The organism is Streptomyces sp. NPDC002181 (genome assembly GCF_042890485.1).
Lineage (GTDB): Bacteria > Actinomycetota > Actinomycetes > Streptomycetales > Streptomycetaceae > Streptomyces.
Map to the genome: position 1 here is coordinate 635,113 of NZ_JBIASC010000003.1, position 14,642 is coordinate 649,754.

The following is a 14,642-nucleotide window of genomic DNA, read 5'->3' on the forward strand; positions in this document are numbered from 1 at the left end:
GGCATGGAATTCGCCGTCTTCGTGACGCTGCCCGGGCTGGTCGTCGTCCTGACCGTCCTGGCCTTCGCCGACCAGCTGCTGCTCCGTGCCGGGCGGGCCGGAGCGCTGCCGTGGCGCAACAGCGTTCGTCAGGGCCAGGTGTCGGCGACCGGGTTCGAGCAGCTGCACGCCAGTTTCTCGCCCGGGAAGCAGAACGAGCTCAAGGAGCGGCAGTCGGCCCTGGTGCTGCGGGACGACGAGGAGGACGGCGCGCCGCCGCACCGTACGACCGTGGACCTGGAGGCCGGAACCGCGGTCGTACGGATGTCGCGGACCGGGCGGTAGGGCATGGCGGCGGGCCGGCGGCCACACGCTCGTCCGTGTGGCCGCCGGCCCGGTCACCCCGTCAGGGGCGGACTGTCAGGTCAGCCGTTGCGGTGGTGGTGGCGGCGGCCGTCCCAGGAGTCGGAGTCGAGGACGTTGCCGCGGTTGTCGCGCAGGGTCGCGCTGTCGCGCTCGTCCCAGACCTGCTGGCGGCGGTCCTGGTAGACGTCGTGGCGGGTGTCACGGCCCTGACCGGTGTGGACCTTGACGCTGGAACGGCCGTCCAGGCGGAAGTCCTTGAACTGGTAGCGGTTGCCCTGGCGGTCGGTGAGGGTGAAGCCGCGCAGGTTGACGCTGTTGCGGCCGGTGTTCTTCACCTCGACCCACTCCCCGTTCAGGGCGCGGGCGGAGCGGTCGTTGCGACCGGGGCTGTCGTACTGGACGTCGCCGATGACGATCGAGGACTTCGCGCCACGGTGGTCGCGCCCGTGGTTGTCGGCGGCGGCCGCCGGCAGGGCGGCGGCGCCGACCAGGGCGCCTGCGGCCAGGATCGCGGAGAGGGCCCGGCGGGTGGCGAGAGAAGCAGACATGGAGATGACCCCTTCAACAGACAGCGGCCCTTTCCCGGCCGTGACGGCGCGGGTGGGCTCCGAACAGTTCCCGGCGTGCTGCCGAGGAGGCACACTCTGGCCCTCAACCGCCAACAAAAGCCACCAACACGGGGTGTGTTGCCCAATGCAGACATACCCGTGACTCTTGCTTGTAGCGGACATCTGTCAAGGCGGCGCTGACGCGGACCGAGGGAGCACGCGGAGCGACCCGTGCAAGGACTGGAGACTGCCCTTTCGCGCCCCGGCGACCGCCGGTTACGGCGTTCCGCCATCCCTGAGCCGAATGGGTTCATGGTTTGTAACGGGTGTTCGGCGGGGCGTCGCGGCGGGGCGCAGGTTGACGGCCCGGTTCCCCCGTGACCGCTACGCGGGCTCCCACAGCTCGATGCGGTTGCCCTCGGGGTCCGTGACCCAGCCGAACCGGCCGACGCCGTCCATGTCCTGCGTCTCCCCGGCCACGTCCGCGCCCTTGGCGCGCAATTGCGCCAGCATCGCGTCCAGGTCGCGCACCCGGAAATTGAGCATCGTCCGCTGGTCGCGGGACCCGAAGTAGTCCGTCCCGGACTCGAACGCCGCGAACACCGTCGGCCCGGCCCCCTGCTGCCAGAGCCCGTGCTCATCGGCATCCAGGCCCAGGCAGTCGCGGTACCAGGCGCCCAGGGCCGCCGGATCGGCCGCCCGCATGAAGTACCCGCCGATTCCCGTCACACGTTCCATGCATCCATCTTCGCAGGACGGGCCTCGCCGCGGGCGGCCACCGCACTCGTCAGGGGATCAGCACGCAGTGGTTCTCGATCACCCTGCCGCCGCGGTCCAGCCCGCCGCAGACGGCCAGCCGCGGGTAGGCCCTGAACTCGCGGTTGACGACGAACCGGGCCTGCGACACGTTGGCCCTGCTGTTGTTGTAGTCGCCGACGAAGGCCCGCAGCGTCCCCGGCAGACCCTCCCTGGTCGTGACGGTGATGTCCTGGACGAAGTCACGCCCCTGGTAGGCGGTGGCCACGCAGATGTACTTGCCGCAGGTGGCCTTGACCTCGGCGCTCGCCGGCGCCGCGGTCACCAGAGCCATCGCGCAGGCCCCGGTGAGGGCCGCCGCGACCGTGGCCAGCCGCCGCCCCGCGGGCGCGACCGATCGAATCGTCTTCCGGCGTACGAAGTGCATGGGATCCCCTTCGAGCTGCGCTGGCCGACTGCATGTCGTGTTCACCGTGTCACGTTCGGTCGCCCCGTCGCATGCGGCAACGGTGAACATGCGGTGAGGAGGCTGAGGATCCCGCCTTGTACGCTCGCCGCCGTGAATGATCGCGCCACGCCCGTCCTGCTCCTCCACCCGCCCCGCACCACCACGGCGGAACTTCTCGCGCGGGCCGCTGTGTGGCGCGGCCACGACCTCGTCGCGCACGTCGCCCAGGCCGAGGGCCGCGAGACGTACTGGTACGGCGGTCCGCTCGCCGCCGACGCCCTCGGAGGCCGGCTCGGCCTCGGGCTCCTCGAACCCGCCGACGACTGGCTCGCGCGGGTTCCGTACGCGTTCCTCGGGCGCTCCGTACGGCTCACCACGCTCGCCGAGGCCCGGGGCCTGCGGGAACCCTCCTTCGTGAAGCCGCCCTCGGCGAAGATCGACCTGCTCCCGGCCGCGGTGTACCGGGACGGGAGCGCGCTGCCGGCCGCCCTGGACGACCGCACACCCGTCCTGATCAGCGGGGTCGTGGAGTTCGCGGCCGAATACAGGCTGTTCGTACTCGACGGGGAGGCCGTCGCCGGCAGCCGCTACGCCGTGTACGGGCGCCCCGACCCCGCACCGCTCGACGCGCACGCCCGGGCATTCGCCCGCGAGGTGCTCGAAGCCACGGCCCACGGCCTGCCCAGCGCCGTGTGCGTCGACATGGGCCGGCTCGGCGACGGCGGCTGGGCGGTCGTCGAGGCCAACATGCCGTGGTTCGCGCACTGCTACGCGGCCGAGCCGGACCGCGTCCTCGACGTCGTACTCCGCGCGGCGGGTCCGCTGACCCGCGTGTCCGACCGGGACCTGCCCTTCGTACGCGCGTCCCCGACCCGGCCGAACGGGCCGGCGGCGCGCCGCGCGCCCTGAGAGCGCGGGGTCCCTCCCGCCGGCCCGCGGCGAGCGGCGATCAGCTGAGGACGACGAGCCGGCGGGTCGCCCGGGTCATGGCGACATAGCGGTCGACCGCCCCTTCGACCCCCTCGCCGAAGGCCTCGGGGCGGACGAGCACGACCAGGTCGAACTCCAGGCCCTTCGACAGCTCCGGGGTCAGGGAGCCGACGCGCGGTGTCGCTTCGAAGGACGGGTCGCCGATGACGCACGCCGTTCCCTCGGCGTGCTCCGCGAGCCAGCCGTCGAGGACCGCGCCGAGATCCGTCACCGATCCGAACACGACGGGGATGCCGCTGCTGCGGATGGACACCGGAACGTTGGCGTCGGGGAGGGCGGCCCGGATGACCGGCTCCGCCTGCGCCATGACCTCCTCCGGCGTGCGGTAGTTGATGCCCAGCGAGGCCACGTCGATCCGGTCGAACCCGACCCGCTCCAGCCGCTCCCGCCACGACTCCGTGAACCCGTGCCTGGCCTGCGCCCGGTCCCCGACGATCGTGAAGCTCCGGGACGGGCAGCGCAGCAGCAGCATCTGCCATTGCGCGTCGGTCAGTTCCTGGGCCTCGTCCACGACGATGTGCGCGAACGGGCCGGCGAGCCGGTCCGGGTCCGCGCCCGGCAGGGCCGTCTCGTCGATCAGGCTGTCCTGGAGGTCCTTTCCGCGCAGCATCCTCACCGCGCCCTCGCTCTCGTCGCCGGCCGAGTTGAAATCGGCGGCCGCCAGGATGTCGTCGATCACCCCGGCCATGCGCTCGCGCTCGGCGGCGACGGCCGCGTCGCGGCGCTGCTTGCGCCGGGCCGCCTGCGGGTCGCCGAGCCGCTGCCGCGCCGCGTCGAGGAGCGGCAGGTCGGACACCGTCCAGGCCCGGGCGTCCGCGCGCTGGAGCATCCGCACCTCCTCGCGGGCGAGCCACGGAGCGCACAGCCGCAGGTAGGCCGGTACCGACCACAGGTCTGCGACGAGGTCGGCCGCTTCGAGCAGCGGCCACGCCCGGTTGACGGCCGTGACCAGCTCCTCGTCGTGCAGCAGAGCCCTCCGCAGCTGCTCGGGCGACACCCCGTCGTGGCCGTCGTCCTCGTCGAGCTTGTCCATCAGGATCGTGAGCAGTGCGTCCCGGATGTGCTCGCGCGCCTCGTTGTGCGGGACGCCGGCGGCCTCTTCGAACGCCTCGTTCCAGTCCGCGGCGCTCAGCCACAGGTCGGCCCAGGGGGTGGAGACCGTCATGCCGTCGGTGGGCGGCTCTTCGTAGATCCCGACGGCCTTCTCGATCGCCCTCACCATGTCCGCGGACGCCTTCAGCCGGGCCACGCCGGGGTCGGCCTCGGCCGGTGCTCCGGCGCCCTCGGGGAGGAGATCGCGCACCGTGCAGGTCTGCACGCCCTCCTCGCCGAGGCTGGGGAGGACGTCGGCCACGTAGTTCAGGTACGGCTGGTGCGGACCGACGAACAGGACGCCGCCGCGCCGGTGGCCGAGGCGCGGGTCGGAGTAGAGGAGGTGGGCGGTGCGGTGCAGGGCGACGACCGTCTTGCCCGTACCCGGACCGCCGTCGACGACGAGTGCGCCGCGCGAACCCGCCCGGATGACGGCGTCCTGGTCGGCCTGGATGGTGCCGAGCACGTCGCGCATCCGGGGCGAGCGCGTGCTGCCCAGGCTGGCGATGAAGGCGGACTGGTCGTCGAGCGCGGCATTGCCTTCGAACCCGTCGGCCGTGAACACCTCGTCCCAGTAGTCGCCGATCCGCCCGCGGGTCCACCGGTACCTGCGGCGGCTGGCCAGGCCCATCGGGTCGGCATGCGTCGCGGCGAAGAACGGTTCGGCGGCGGGGGAGCGCCAGTCGATCAGCAGCCGGCGGCCGGCCCCGTCGGTGAGGCCGAGCCGTCCGATGTACACGGGCTCGGCGTCCTCCGCGCCGACGATGCGCCCCAGGCACAGGTCCAGCCCGAAGCGGCGCAGGGCGCGCAGTCGGGAGGTGAGCCGGTGGATCTCGCTGTCCCGCTCCATCGCCTCCCGGCCCAGGCCGCCGGGCGCCTTGCGGAGCTCGTCGAGGCGGTCGGACAGTTCGGTGACGGCCTCGCCGAGGCTGTGGGCGAGGGCCGCGAAGTGCTGCTCGTCGCGGGCGATCAGGGCCGGGTCGGCCTTGGGGGAGAGGTGGTCGGGGAGGTCGAACGCGCTGGTGGTCTTCGTTGTCAACACAGGCACCCCGTGCATCTCCTGTTTCCGCTGTTTGTGGCTACGAGCTGCGATTTTGCGGGATGACCGGGGCCTTGCCGCAAGCCCCCCCGTGCGCTATAAGTTGAGAGTGGCAAGGGGTGGGTCTTCCCCCTTGCACCGTCTCCCTCTCCCCAAGCGGCCTCGAAAAATCTGCCGCGTGCTCGTCACACTCCCGTGCCGGGATCCGTCAGCCCGATGAAGGCAACGCCGATGACGGCGATGCGGAAGACCTGAGGGAGACGGCGATGCAGACCCGTACGATCACGGCGGACGTACCGGTGGGACCGCGGATGGCGCAGGACCCCATGGAGCTCGTCCCCGAGCTGGCGGAGGTGTCGGCGGCGCTGTTCAAGGCCACCGGCAACCGCTCCGTACCGCGCACGACCATCAGCCTGTTGCAGCTGAGGGCCGGCCAGATCGTCGGCAACACCTACCTGACCGTCCTGCACACGGGCATGCTCCGCAAGGCGGGGGAGTCCGAGGAACGCGTCACGGCGGTGGCGTCCTGGCAGGACGCCCCGTACTTCAGCGGCGCCGAGCGCGCCGCGCTGGCACTGGTGGAAGCCGTGCTCCAGCCGTCCGCCGGCGGGGAACGGGTCTCCGACGAGCTGTACGCCGAGGTGGCCGGGCACTACGACGCGAAGGCGCTCGCGACGTTGATGATCGCGATAGGGCAGGTCAACTTCTTCGTCCCGATCGCGCTCATCGCCAAGCCGCTGCCGGGACGGTCGTTCACCGATCCCTGGAACTGAACGCCGGAAGGGCGCAGTGCCCCGCACCCGGCGCGCCCGGTGAGCGGAATGCCGGATCGCCGCCTCGCTCTTGCCGATCGAGGCGGCGGCCCGGCGTGGGCGCGGCCGAACACGTCGTGCCGGACGACGCCGCGCCCTGATTCAGCTCACGGCCGGCCTGAGGGTGTTCTCGCACCACTGGCGGAACGTGGTCGGCGTCGTCGACCCGGGGGTGCGCGGGGCGGCGTTGTCGAGGCCCCGGTTCTTGGCGTCGAACATGTCGACCATGGCCTGCGCCATCGCCTCGGTCATTCCGAACCCGGTCATGCGCTCCTTCAGCGCCGCACCCGGAATCCGCCGGTAGTCGATCCCGGTGCCCAGGACCTCCGAGATGATCTGCGCCATCTCGCGGGGGGAGACGTCCTCGGGGCCGAGGCAGGCGACTTCGCCCGATCCACGCCAGGACTCGTCGAGCAGGAGCCCTGCCGCGGTGGCGGCGATGTCGGCGGTCGCGACCAACGGGCTCTTCAGGTCCGGGTCGATCGTCATGAAGAACGCGTGCTGTTCGCGGAGCGCTCCGGTCTGGTGGAGCAGGTTGTGCATGAACGAGGGACAGACCACGGCCCGGTACGCCACGCCGGAGGCGGCGATCAGGTCGTCCATCGCCAGCGAGGCGGTGACCGGGCCGGCCTGCGCGGCCATCGGCGTCCCGCGGCCCAGCGCGGAGATGCCGACGACGCGGCGGACGCCGTGGCGCACGAACGCCGTGCACGCGGGACGGGTGAAGTCGACGAACGCGGCTTCGGCGCTCGGCGCCGCCGGGTCGGCCGGCGCGAGCCAGAAGACGGCCTCGGCGCCGGCACACGCCCGGTCGATCACGGCGGCGTCGCCGTGCGAGCCCACGACGATCTCGGCGTTCTCCCGTACGTGCGGTGCGAGGCGCGAGGGGTCGCGGGCGACGAGGCGCAGCGGTGCGCCGCGGTCGAGCAGGTCGTCGACGAGGAGACGGCCGATGGTGCTGGTGGGTGCGGTGATGACGATCATCAGGGTTCCTCTGCGAGTGCGAGTGCGAGTGCGAGTGCGAGTGCGAGTGCGAGTGCGGGTGCGGGTGCGAGTGCGGCCGTGGTCGTGGCCGTGGCCATCGGTTGTCAGGACGGGCGGGGGATGTAGGCGAGGCCGTGGGCTCCGGGCTCGGCGCGCTTGGGGATGTCCAGCCGGGCCAGGACCCGCAGCGCGTCCAGGTCAACGACGTCGACGGTGGAGGAGGCGACGCAGGCCACGTACGCGAGTCGGCCGTCGGGGGAGGAGGTGATGGTCAGCGGGCAGAGTCCCACCGCCACCTCGCCCAGCTCCTTGCGCGTGTCGGCGTCGAACACCCGCAGCCGGCCCGGTGCGTGGCGCCGGACCCGCGACACCGGGTCGGGCTCCCCGCCCAGTTCGCCCGCGAGCAGCATGCCGGTGGACGTCAGGTGCAGGGGCATCGCGACGTCCGCGGTGGGCAGGGTGTCGACGACGGAGGCCGTCCGGGTGTCGATGACGCGGATGCCGGCGGCCGGCCGGTCCTGCGCCATCGGGGAGAAGGGGCGGGCGTACGGCCCGGCGACGAAGACGTACGCACCGTCGGCGGAGACGGCGAGGCCCTCGCTCCCCGGTACCTCTATCTTCGCGGTGAGGGTGCGCCGTTCGAGGTCGACGACCGAGACGAACGGCGCCTCCTTGTTGGTGGCGTAGCCCGTCCGCCCGGCCGGATCGATGGCGAACCAGTGCGGTACGGGCGCGTCCGTGGGGATCCTGCCCAGGGGCGCACGGGTCTCCGCGTCGATCACCACGATCCCGCCGGGCCGGTCCTGTGAGGCTTCCACCGTGACGTACAGGCGGCCGCGCGCCGGGTCCAGCGCCATCCCGTGCGGTCCGTGTTCCGGGGCCAGGTCGACGACCTCGACGATGCGGCGGGTGTCGGGGTCCACGACGGTCAGCTCCGTGCGCCGGCCGCTGTTGGCGCCGTAGTGCCCGGAGCGGTACGTGGTGGCGCACCACAGCAGCCGCCGGATCGGGTCGAAGAGCAACTCATGGGGTTCGGCGGGGACTTCCAGCGTGCCGAGGTGGCGGTCGGTGGCCGCGTCGAAGAACGAGACCGACGATCCGCTCTGGCTGATCACGGCCAGGACGTCGCCGTCCCGGCCGGCGCGGGGGGACTGTTGCACAGCGGGCTCCCAGGGCGGGGCGAGGGGGATGCCACGCGTTTTCGCGGGCATCCCCACTCTCGGCCGCCGCAAGGTCCGCGACAATGCAAGGATCGGCATCCAATCCTTGACCCAGAGAGCAAAAATGCAGGTCAGCTGAGGGAGATTCGAGGGAGGTGGTCAGCTGCTTCGGGGATCGACCGGCTTGTGGCCGGGATACACGTGATCGGGGGTCACGATGGAGGTGACCGCCTGGCCGAAGAGCGTGCTGGGTTCCTGGTTCTCGTACTGGTCGTCCGTGTTGAGGAGGATGACCATGGTCGCCCGGGCCTGCGGCAGGTAGACCGGCAGGACCTCGTACCCGGGGATCGAGCCGTTGTGGCCGATCCAGCCCTGGACGTTGAAGATGCCCAGCCCGTATCCGTCACCGGGAAGGTTCATCGGGGTCGTCTTCAGGCGTTCGGCCTGGGTCGCGGGCGTCAGCAGCCTGCCGGTGGCGAGGGTGTGGGCCCAGCTGCGCAGGTCCTGGAGGTCGGAGATCATCGCCCCGGCGGCCCAGGCCCAGGAGGGGTTCCAGTGGGTGGAGTCCTCGACCTTGCCGGAGGCCGTCTGGTCGGTGTAGCCGTGCGCGTACGGAACCGGCATGGCGGCACTCGTCGGGAAGACCGTGTGCCGCAGCCCCGCCGGCGCCAGGACGTCCCGCGTGATGACCTCGTGGAGCGGGCGGCCGGTGACCTTCTCGACGACCAGGCCGAGCAGGATCAGGTTCGTGTTGGAGTAGTCGAACCGCGCGCCCGGCGGGAACTGGACGGGGTGCTCGAAGGAGTAGCGGAGCAACTGCTGCGGCGTCATGCTCCTTTCCGGATCGGCCTCAAGCCTCTTGACGAAGCCCTCGTCCAGGCTGTAGTTGAAGAGCCCGCTGCGCATGCTGGCCAGTTGGCGCAGGGTGATGCGGTCCCCGTTCGGAACGCCCTTGACGTACTTGCCGATCGGATCGTCCAGGCCGATCTTCTTCTGGTCGACCAGCTGGAGGAGGGCGGTGACCGTGAACGTCTTGGTCTCGCTGCCGATGCGTACGTGGAGGTCGGTCGCCATCGGTGCGCGCGTCGCCTTGTCGGCCACGCCGAAGGTCTTCACGTAACTCCCCTTGCCGGGGGCCCACAGACCCACGGTCACGCCCGGGACCCGCGTCTCGCGCATGACCTGGCGTATGGCCGTGTCCAGGCGCGCCGCGACGGCCGGTGTGAGCTGCGGGAACTCCGCGTCGGCGGCCGGGGAGGGGGCGGTGGCGGACACCGCCCGCGCGGTCGTCGTCCCGTGAAGGGCCGTCGTCCCCTGAGCGGCCGTCGCTCCCCGGGCGTCGGAGCGGGCGAGCGCCGGGCCGATGAGCAGGACTGCGGCGGCGGCGGCCGCGCAGGCCCGGCACAGCCGGATGTGGGTTGGCTTCACGGCACGTTCTCCCGCCGTCCGAGGGCCCCGGGCAACGTCACCGCCGGCGACGGCCTCGCGCCCGGAGGAGCTGTCGTTTCAGCGGACGGTGACGGTCGTGGACGGCGAGGTCCAGTTGCCGGCCATCACGCGCAGCTCTTCCTTCCCCTTCGTCTTGAAGGTGTTGTCGAAGGAGAAGCTGGAGCCCTGCTTGATGAGGGTGTTGGCGTGGAGGGTCGTCCACTTGGAGCCGTTCTTGTGCTGGAGGACCACCTTGGTGCCGATCGGCAGGCCCTTGGAGCGGCCGGTGAAGGTGACCTTCTCGCCGGCCTTCACCTCGGTCGGCGAGGCCTTGAGGCTGATCTCCCCGGCGGGTGACGGAGCCGGCGTCGCCGCGGCGGCGGACGTGGCCGCGGTCGCGATCACGGCCGTCAGCCCTCCACCGGTCAGGAGGGCCGCGGACAGGACGCCGGAGGCGAGGATGCGAGCGGTACGACGCGGTGTGGCCATCTGGTCGGACTCCCGTCTGGAACGGATTCCCCAAGGCTCGAACCGCTCCGATGCTAGCGGTGCGTCGTCCGGACGGGCGACTCGATCAAGGAAAACACCTGGTCAGAGCCGCACGATCGCAGTGTTCGCCGTCATGGCCCCGCATTTCGGGGTGGCATGAGTGGTGCGGATGTAAAAGTGTAGCCGTTGCACTTTCATATCCGGTGTGCTCTTCTGGGGTCATGAGCACCTCCACCCCGCCCCGCATCGCGATCATCGGCGCCGGCCCCGGCGGCCTGACCTGTGCCCGCATCCTCCAGCGCCACGGCGTCTTCGCCACGGTCTACGACCGGGACGCCTCCCGCTCCGCCCGCGACCAGGGCGGCACCCTCGACATGCACCCCGGTTCCGGCCGGAAGGCCCTGCGGGAAGCCGGACTGCTCGACGAGTTCACGGCGTTGGCCCGCCCCGAAGGCCGGCAGATGCGTCTGGTCGGCCGCGACGGACAGGTCCTGTTCGACGCGGCCCCGCCCGAGGCCGGCGGCGGGGCCGACGCCGTCGACGGCAATCCCGAAATCGACCGCGGTCAGCTGCGCGACCTCCTGCTGAACTCGCTCCACCCCGGCACCGTGCGCTGGAGCCACAAGCTCGCGCACGTCGAGCCCCTCACCGTGGGCGTCCACCGCCTGCACTTCGCCGACGGCGCCACCGCCGACGCCGATCTAGTCATCGGCGCAGACGGCGCCTGGTCGACCGTCCGTCGGCGGCTCTCGGGCGCGGCCCCCGTCTACACCGGCGTCACGTTCGTCGAGACCGGCCTCGACGACGCCGACACCCGTCACCCCGCACTCGCCGCACTCACCGGAGACGGCACCATGCTGGCCCTCGACGACAACAGGGGCTTCATCGCCCAGCGCAACAGCCACCGGCACGTACGCGTGTACGTCGGCATGCGCACCGGCGAGAACTGGCACCGGGACGCCGGCCTCGACGTGGCCGACGAAGCCGCCGTACGCGAGGCACTGCTCAAGGAGTTCACCGGCTGGAGCCCCGACCTGCTCGGCTTCATCACCGACACCGACACCGGCTACACCAACCGGCCCCTGTACGCCCTGCCCGTCCCCCACACCTGGCCGCACACCCCCGGCCTCACCCTCCTCGGCGACGCCGCCCACCTCATGTCACCGTTCTCCGGCATGGGGGCCAACCTCGCCATGCTCGACGGCGCCGACCTCGCCCGTGCCCTCGTCGACCCCGCCACCACGACCGACGACGCCGTCCGCGCTTACGAGGACCTCCTGCTGCCCCGCTCCGCTGCGGCCGCCGAAGGTGCCGCCGAGGGAATCGCCGGCGCCTTCGCACCCGACAGCGCCGCCCAGACCCTCGCGCACATGACCCGGCACCACTGACACGAGCCCGGCCGGGGCCCGGCGCCGGTGGTCCGCGTACCGTTGCGGCGGTGATCCGCGGTGGATCTCCGTACGCATCAGGGGAGTTGACGGAATTGAAGGTCGGGGTCTACCTGGCACACCCGCGAGCGGGCAGTTTCAACCACGCGCTGTTCGACGCGGTGACGCGGACCCTGGCGGCCGAGGGGTGCGAGGTGTCCGCCCACGACCTGTGCGCGCAGCGGTTCCCCCCGGTGCTGACCGCCGAGGAGACCGGGACCGTCGACGCCGCGGGGGCGGCGACGGACCCGCTGGTGGCGCGCCACCGCGCCGAGGTGGCGACGCTCGACGCGCTCGTCCTCATCCACCCCAACTGGTGGGGCCTGCCGCCCGCCGTGCTGACCGGATGGGTGCAGCGGGTGCTGGTGCCCGGGGTGGCGTACAAGCTGGGGCAGGCGGACGGCGAGCCGGCGGGCCTGCTGCGGGCCGGCCGGGCGCTGGTGCTGAACACCTCCGACACCCCGGCGGAGCGCGAGGCGGGCGAGTTCGGCGACCCGCTGGAGCGCGTGTGGTCCGCCTGCGTCCTGCCGTACGTGGGGGTGACCGACGTACGGCGTACGGTGTTCCGCACCGTCACCGACTCCACGGCGGACCAGCGCGCGGCCTGGCTGGCCGAGGCCCGCCGCGAGGCGCGGGCCCTGCTCACCGGCCGGTGAGGGCGGGCCCGGCCGCGGGCGATGCCGTCGCCCGTACGGTCACCGGTCCTGGGAGAGCCGTACGAGCTCGGCGAACGAGCCTTCCAGCCGCACCAGTTCCTCGTACGTGCCCTGCTCCGTGATCCGGCCGGCGTCGAGGACGACGATCCGGTCCGCGAGGCGGCAGTTCTCCATGCGGTGCGTGACGATCACCGTGATCCGGTCGTCCTTCATGTCCCGCAGCCCGGAGAAGACCATGTGCTCCCCGCGCGGGTCCATCGCGGAGGTGGGCTCGTCCATGACGAGGAGCGCCGGCCGCCGGTGGAATGCCCTGCCGCAGGCGAGCCGCTGCCACTGGCCCCCGGAGGGCTCGTGGCCGCCCCAGAGGGAACGGGCCAGCAGCGTGTCCAGTCCGTCGGGGAACTCCTCCACGGCCTCCTTCATCCCGACGGCGGCCAGGGCGTCCCACACGGCGTCCTCCCCGCGCGCGTCGGGCCGGCCCAGGGTGATGTTCTCGCGGGTCGAGAAGGGCCAGTGCCCGTACGACTGGGTGACGAGCCCGACGTGGGTCCACGCCGAACGCTGGTCGGCGCCGGCCGTCGGCACACCGTCCCAGGACACGCTCCCGGCGGTCGGGGCGGTCAGCGCCGTCAGGAGCCGGATGAAGGTCGACTTGCCGGCGCCGTTCTCCCCGACGAGGGCGATCACCTCGCCGCGGTTCACGGTCAGGTCGACCGGGCCCAGCGCCGGGGTGTCCTTGCCGGGGTAGGTGTACGAGGCGCCCTCCAGCCTGATCTTCTGCGGCGCCTCCATCACCTGCGCCCCGCGCGGCACGGACTGCTCGGCCGACTGCGCGATGAAGGCGGCGTAGTCGCCGAGGTAGAGGGCGTGCTGGAACATCGCGGCCCCGTAGACGACGAGCTGGGACAGGGCCGCCGTGGACGTGCGCATGGCGACGATGGCGGTGCCGGCGGCGCCCACGGCCATGTAGCCGCCGATCACCAGGGCCCCGAGGGACATCCAGGTCAGGGCGATGAACAGGCCGGACACGGCGGCCGCTGTCAGGTGGACGGCCAGGTAGCGCGGGGCGCAGTCGACCATCTTGGAGTCGATCCGCTCGCAGACGGCCGCGTACCAGTGGTGCGCGTACGTCCGCATGCCGTTGCCCCGCAGCTCGTCGGCCAACTTGGGGGTCGTCAGGTGCCAGCGCATCATGTGGCGGATGTTGCGGGAGGCCACCGTCTCGTTGTGGAGGCGGTAGTCGAGGCGGGCGGCGAAGACCGAGCCGAGGCCGCGGGGGATCACCGACAGCAGGAGGAGGGGCAGCAGCAGCGGGTGGACCACGGACAGTACGGAGGCCACGGCGATCATGTCGATCAGCCCGCCGGTGAACCCGAGCGCGTCCTGCAGCAGCATGGCGGAGCGCGCGGACCCGGTTTCGGCGGCCTCGGAACGCTCGGTGAAGTCGGGGGCGTCGTACGCGGCCAGCTCGACGTCCATGTGGGCGTCGACCATGGCCAGGTCGGCGATCGTTGACATGCCGGGGTTAAGCCGCCGGGCGGCACTGCCCGCGGCGATGGACGCGAGCGCCCCCACGGCCGTCATGGCCGCCGCGGCGGCCAGGGGCCAGAGGGCGCCGGAGATCCGCTGCCCGGCGCTGCCGCCGGCCAGGAGCGGGCCCATGGCACGGGAGACGGAGGTGAGGGCGGCAGCCGTGCACACCCCGCCGAGGAGCTGGGCGCATACGAGCCACAGGAACGCGGCGCGGTTCACCGCCCAGGCCAGCCGTGCGGTCTGGGCGAGGGCGGCGGGGACGCGGCGGGCCATCTGCCCGAGCGACAGGCGCTCCATGGCCTTGTTGTGCTGGCCCCAGCTGAACGTGAACTCCGGCGGCGGGGGCGGTACGGCGGCGGCTTCCGGTTTCGCGGCGGCTGTCGCCTGCTCGGGGACGGACTTCTTCCGGGTCGTGCGGGTCATGCTGCGGCTCCTCCAACTCGGCTGCGAGGGGACCCGGTTCACCCGGCGCGAGGCATGGCGGCGCAGCCCTCCGCCCGAGGTCGGGAGAGGCGCCGTCAGCTGTCCGGGGAACTGGAGGGAGTGAGTACACAGCAGTGCGGGGGAAGGAGCAGCCGGATCCGGCCGACCTGCCGGCGCCGTCGCGGCCGACGTGCGGGCTGATCGTTTCAGGCACCGGCGGCGTTCCGGGGCTTGCGGCGAGGGAGGTTTGGCCGGAACCGGCGGGTTCTGCCGATGCCGATGTTCCGAAGGAAAAAGAAACGCCTTGTGGTAGATTCGAGGGGTTCGTGCACAGGCAGATGAGGGATGAAAGGGAGGTGGGGTTGATGACCGCGCACAAGGCCACTGCGCAGCGCAGCGCCCGGACCGCCCTCACGTCCCGGGCGACGGTCTGACCCGGTCCACCCCGCCTCGCCGAGAGCGTGAGCTCGCGAGGCCGTCCCTGCACGCACCCACCATGAAACGGATCTCCA

14 protein-coding genes are annotated in these 14,642 nt (G+C 72.0%); 5 read left to right on the plus strand and 9 right to left on the minus strand.

The genetic code is table 11. The annotated features are described in order from the left end of the window. Positions 1–3: 3 nt before the first annotated feature. Positions 4–324 carry a DUF6191 domain-containing protein gene (locus tag ACFYXV_RS12225; RefSeq protein ID WP_385475013.1) on the plus strand — a complete coding sequence of 107 codons (321 nt, stop codon included), beginning with the start codon at positions 4–6 and terminating at the stop codon, positions 322–324. Positions 325–404: 80 nt separating this feature from the next. On the opposite strand, the gene ACFYXV_RS12230 is transcribed toward ACFYXV_RS12225, so the two are convergent. The 3 genes from ACFYXV_RS12230 to ACFYXV_RS12240 form a co-directional block, all read right to left on the minus strand. Further along, positions 405–893, minus strand: coding sequence for a lamin tail domain-containing protein (locus ACFYXV_RS12230; RefSeq protein WP_383342254.1), 489 nt, complete (start codon positions 891–893; stop codon positions 405–407). Between the two features lie 384 nt (positions 894–1,277). Then, a complete protein-coding gene (locus tag ACFYXV_RS12235) occupies positions 1,278–1,631 on the minus strand; it encodes a VOC family protein (RefSeq protein ID WP_383342257.1) in 354 nt (117 codons plus the stop codon). 49 nt (positions 1,632–1,680) lie between these two features. Further along, positions 1,681–2,076 carry a hypothetical protein gene (locus tag ACFYXV_RS12240; RefSeq protein WP_385474843.1) on the minus strand — a complete coding sequence of 132 codons (396 nt, stop codon included), beginning with the start codon at positions 2,074–2,076 and terminating at the stop codon, positions 1,681–1,683. A gap of 132 nt (positions 2,077–2,208) precedes the next feature. Here ACFYXV_RS12240 and ACFYXV_RS12245 point away from each other — a divergent pair, with 132 nt between their 5' ends. Further along, a complete protein-coding gene (locus tag ACFYXV_RS12245) occupies positions 2,209–3,006 on the plus strand; it encodes an ATP-grasp domain-containing protein (RefSeq protein ID WP_389382809.1) in 798 nt (265 codons plus the stop codon). Between the two features lie 40 nt (positions 3,007–3,046). Here ACFYXV_RS12245 and helR read toward each other — a convergent pair whose 3' ends face one another. Beyond that, a complete protein-coding gene (gene helR / locus ACFYXV_RS12250) occupies positions 3,047–5,218 on the minus strand; it encodes an RNA polymerase recycling motor ATPase HelR (protein WP_389382845.1) in 2,172 nt (723 codons plus the stop codon). 266 nt (positions 5,219–5,484) lie between these two features. Here helR and ACFYXV_RS12255 point away from each other — a divergent pair, with 266 nt between their 5' ends. Next, entirely contained in the window at positions 5,485–5,991 is a 507-nt protein-coding gene (locus ACFYXV_RS12255) for a carboxymuconolactone decarboxylase family protein (RefSeq protein WP_389382810.1), read from the plus strand. Positions 5,992–6,132: 141 nt separating this feature from the next. On the opposite strand, the gene ACFYXV_RS12260 is transcribed toward ACFYXV_RS12255, so the two are convergent. The 4 genes from ACFYXV_RS12260 to ACFYXV_RS12275 form a co-directional block, all read right to left on the minus strand. Beyond that, the gene (locus tag ACFYXV_RS12260) at positions 6,133–7,014 is read right to left on the minus strand and encodes an NAD(P)H-binding protein (RefSeq protein ID WP_389382811.1); all 882 of its coding nucleotides are present in this window, start codon (positions 7,012–7,014) and stop codon (positions 6,133–6,135) included. Positions 7,015–7,118: 104 nt separating this feature from the next. Further along, the gene (locus ACFYXV_RS12265; protein WP_389382812.1) at positions 7,119–8,174 is read right to left on the minus strand and encodes a YncE family protein; all 1,056 of its coding nucleotides are present in this window, start codon (positions 8,172–8,174) and stop codon (positions 7,119–7,121) included. A gap of 159 nt (positions 8,175–8,333) precedes the next feature. After that, positions 8,334–9,602, minus strand: a complete 1,269-nt coding sequence (locus ACFYXV_RS12270) for a serine hydrolase domain-containing protein (protein WP_389382813.1) — start codon at positions 9,600–9,602, stop codon at positions 8,334–8,336. Positions 9,603–9,680: 78 nt separating this feature from the next. Further along, on the minus strand, positions 9,681–10,091 hold the full coding sequence (locus ACFYXV_RS12275) for a hypothetical protein (RefSeq protein WP_385474831.1): 411 nt from the start codon (positions 10,089–10,091) through the stop codon (positions 9,681–9,683). Positions 10,092–10,312: 221 nt separating this feature from the next. On the opposite strand from ACFYXV_RS12275, the gene ACFYXV_RS12280 reads away from it, so the two are divergent. Together ACFYXV_RS12280 and ACFYXV_RS12285 are read left to right on the plus strand one after the other, a co-directional pair. Further along, positions 10,313–11,479 carry an FAD-dependent oxidoreductase gene (locus ACFYXV_RS12280; RefSeq protein WP_389382814.1) on the plus strand — a complete coding sequence of 389 codons (1,167 nt, stop codon included), beginning with the start codon at positions 10,313–10,315 and terminating at the stop codon, positions 11,477–11,479. A gap of 86 nt (positions 11,480–11,565) precedes the next feature. Continuing rightward, positions 11,566–12,174: an NAD(P)H-dependent oxidoreductase gene (locus ACFYXV_RS12285; protein ID WP_385474827.1), complete on the plus strand. Its 609-nt coding sequence runs from the start codon at positions 11,566–11,568 to the stop codon at positions 12,172–12,174. A gap of 39 nt (positions 12,175–12,213) precedes the next feature. Here the strand turns inward: ACFYXV_RS12285 and ACFYXV_RS12290 are convergent, their stop codons facing one another. Continuing rightward, complete coding sequence (locus ACFYXV_RS12290; protein ID WP_385474825.1) at positions 12,214–14,130, minus strand: ATP-binding cassette domain-containing protein; 1,917 nt, start codon at positions 14,128–14,130, stop codon at positions 12,214–12,216. Positions 14,131–14,642: the final 512 nt, after the last annotated feature.

Excerpts from the sequence above, each read along its gene's own strand:
- ACFYXV_RS12240 (WP_385474843.1), bottom strand. The coding sequence starts at position 2,076 with ATGCACTTCGTACGCCGGAAGACGATTCGATCGGTCGCGCCCGCGGGG.
- ACFYXV_RS12235 (WP_383342257.1), bottom strand. The coding sequence starts at position 1,631 with ATGGAACGTGTGACGGGAATCGGCGGGTACTTCATGCGGGCGGCCGAT.
- ACFYXV_RS12290 (WP_385474825.1), bottom strand. The coding sequence starts at position 14,130 with ATGACCCGCACGACCCGGAAGAAGTCCGTCCCCGAGCAGGCGACAGCC.
- ACFYXV_RS12275 (WP_385474831.1), bottom strand. The coding sequence starts at position 10,091 with ATGGCCACACCGCGTCGTACCGCTCGCATCCTCGCCTCCGGCGTCCTG.
- ACFYXV_RS12225 (WP_385475013.1), top strand. The coding sequence starts at position 4 with ATGGAATTCGCCGTCTTCGTGACGCTGCCCGGGCTGGTCGTCGTCCTG.
- ACFYXV_RS12280 (WP_389382814.1), top strand. The coding sequence starts at position 10,313 with ATGAGCACCTCCACCCCGCCCCGCATCGCGATCATCGGCGCCGGCCCC.
- ACFYXV_RS12255 (WP_389382810.1), top strand. The coding sequence starts at position 5,485 with ATGCAGACCCGTACGATCACGGCGGACGTACCGGTGGGACCGCGGATG.
- ACFYXV_RS12260 (WP_389382811.1), bottom strand. The coding sequence starts at position 7,014 with ATGATCGTCATCACCGCACCCACCAGCACCATCGGCCGTCTCCTCGTC.
- ACFYXV_RS12230 (WP_383342254.1), bottom strand. The coding sequence starts at position 893 with ATGTCTGCTTCTCTCGCCACCCGCCGGGCCCTCTCCGCGATCCTGGCC.